Source organism: Actinokineospora sp., assembly GCF_050699995.1.
In the GTDB taxonomy this organism is placed as follows: Bacteria; Actinomycetota; Actinomycetes; order Mycobacteriales; family Pseudonocardiaceae; genus Actinokineospora.
Map to the genome: position 1 here is coordinate 1 of NZ_JBOHGC010000218.1, position 2352 is coordinate 2352.

At 69.5% G+C, this 2352-nt stretch carries 3 protein-coding genes; 2 read left to right on the forward strand and 1 reads right to left on the reverse strand.

Features of this window, described 5'->3' with window-relative positions:
• Positions 1-24 precede the first annotated feature (24 nt).
• Positions 25-819: an acyl-CoA thioesterase gene (locus ACRDSQ_RS11950; RefSeq protein WP_431420965.1), complete on the reverse strand. Its 795-nt coding sequence runs from the start codon at positions 817-819 to the stop codon at positions 25-27.
• A gap of 102 nt (positions 820-921) precedes the next feature.
• Between ACRDSQ_RS11950 and ACRDSQ_RS11955 the strand changes: the two genes are divergently transcribed.
• Both ACRDSQ_RS11955 and ACRDSQ_RS11960 read left to right on the forward strand, forming a co-directional pair.
• The gene (locus ACRDSQ_RS11955; protein WP_431420966.1) at positions 922-1848 is read left to right on the forward strand and encodes a cyclase family protein; all 927 of its coding nucleotides are present in this window, start codon (positions 922-924) and stop codon (positions 1846-1848) included.
• A partial coding sequence (locus ACRDSQ_RS11960; RefSeq protein ID WP_431420967.1) for an acyl-CoA dehydrogenase family protein occupies positions 1845-2352 on the forward strand: 508 nt, incomplete at its 3' end. The genes ACRDSQ_RS11955 and ACRDSQ_RS11960, both read left to right, overlap by 4 nt.

A 2352-nucleotide genomic window follows, 5' to 3' on the forward strand; every position in this document is an offset into this window, starting at 1 on the left:
CGGGAGGGCTATGCCGCGCAACAGTCAGACCCGGATGACGGACTCTTGCGCGACCGACGCGACAAGTGCGCCCGCGCGGTCGAAGAGCCTTCCGAGCGACAGCCCCCGCGCGGCGGCGAACGTCGGCGTGTGCTGGTCGAACAGCAGCCAGTCTTCGACGCGGAACGGTCGATGGAACCAGATGCTGTGATCGAGCGACGCGCCTGCCACGTAATGGTCGAAGTCGTGCAGCGGCAGGTGCGCGGTCACCGGCAACGTCAGGTCGGTGACATAGGTCAACGCGCACGCCTGCACGACGGGATCGTCGGTGAGTGCCGCACGCGCCCGAAGCCAGGTCCGCTGTCGGGGCGGAATCCGGTCGCCTTCGAGCGGCACGTCGCGGAACTCCCACGCCGCGCGGAGGGCTCCGTTCGCGGCAGGCGGCACAAGCGCTCGGGTCGGGCACTGCTCCGGTTCGGGCACCCGAGGCGCCGTCTCCTGGTAGGCGGGTCCGGCCTCGGGCACGCAGAACGAGCACAAGGCGGTCAGGATCTCGCGCCCGCCCTGGCGCGCGTGCACCTGGAAGGTGCTGTAGGCGCGCCCAATCTTCAAAGCGGTCACCGAGTACGTGATGCGCGTGGCCGGATTTCCCGGGCGAAGAAAGTAGAGGTGCGCCGAGTGCGGCGCACTCCCGTGGGGTGCGCGTTTCGCGGCCGCGAACAGGGCCTGCGCGGCGACCTGGCCGCCGAACACCCGGCCGGGCGCCCCGGTCGCACATCGGGCGCTGAACGTGTCGTCGTCGTGCTCGTCCACCGCCATCGCAGCGAGCAGGTCCTTCATCTCAACTCCTTGTCAAACGATCGTTTGGTTGAGGTCTTGACAGCGCCGCGCCTCTCCTCGGATACTATTACTACCAAACGATTGGTAGAGAGAGGGTGCGGTGTGATCCCGCTCTACGACGAGCTTCCCCTCGTGCCCGGTCTGGGCATCCCGCACGCCTGGGACGTCCTTGACCGGAACACCGGATCGGTTTCCCTCATCGGGTCCGACCAGGTGCGAGCGGCGGCGGGCACGGTCACCGAGGGCGAGGTCGTGTCGCTGAACCTCTCGCTCGGTCTGATCGATCCGCCCCTGTTCGGGCGCAATCCTTTCCGGCACAAGGTGATTCCTGTCGGTCGGAACGCGAACGAGGACCAACTCGACGAGTACAACCCCCAGTCGTCGTCCCAGTGGGACGGTCTGCGGCACATTCGGGCCCGCGAGCACGGCTTCTTCGGCGGCGTCACGGACATCGCCGACGACGACACGGAAACCCTGAGCGTCGAGCACTGGGCGCGCAGCGGCATCGTCGGTCGCGGTGTCCTCCTCGACGTCGCGGCCTTCCTGGCCGCGCAGGGCCGGGCGCTCGACCCGTTCGCGGGCGACGAGATCCCCGCCGCGGACCTGGAGGCGACCCGACGCGCGCAAGGCGTGCAACTGCGGCATGGGGACATCCTGTGCGTCCGGACCGGATGGGTGTCCGCCTACCGCGAACTCGATGCCGACGGCCAAGCCGACCCGTTGCTCTCCAAGCGGTTCTCCGGGCTTCGGGCCGACAGCGAAACCGCGCGCTTCTTCTGGGACAACCACGTCGCCGCGATCGGGGCGGACAACCCGGCGATCGAGCCCGCCCCCGGCGACCCGACCGTGGGCTACCTGCACTGGCGTCTCCAACCGACCCTCGGGATGGCGGTCGCCGAACTCCTCGACCTGGACCGGCTCGCCCGTCGATGCGCGGAGCTGTCCCGGTGGGAGTTCCTCTTCGTGGCCGTCCCGCTGCCGATCCCCGGTGGCGTCAGCTCTCCTTCGAATGCGGTGGCGATCCTGTGATCTACAACGGTACGCAGACGATGCTCGACCGAAGCCTGCTCGGGCCCGACCTTCCCGAGGCGCCCTACGCCCATCGGTTCCGCGCGGAGCTTTCGTCCTGGCTGGCGGACAACGCTCCGGGCGTGGCGGAGCCGCTCGACCAGGACGAGCGCTTCGAGTTCCGCCGCGCCTGGCATCGCGCGATGGCCGCCGACCGGTGGGTGGGGGTGCACTGGCCGTCCGAATACGGCGGCCGCGACGCCGGCGCGCTGACCCAGTTCATGTACTACGAGGAGCTGGCGCTGGCCCGCGCCCCGGAACCGGTGAACACCCCCGGCATCATCCTGCTCGGCCCCACGCTGATGGCCCTGGGCTCCGACGAGCTGAAGCGCCGCTACCTGCCCGGCATCCTCGCCGGTGACGAGATGTGGTGTCAGGGCTTCTCCGAGCCGGACTCCGGTTCCGACCTCGCCTCGCTGCGCACGCGTGCCGAACTGCGCGGTGACGGCTGGCACATCACCGGGC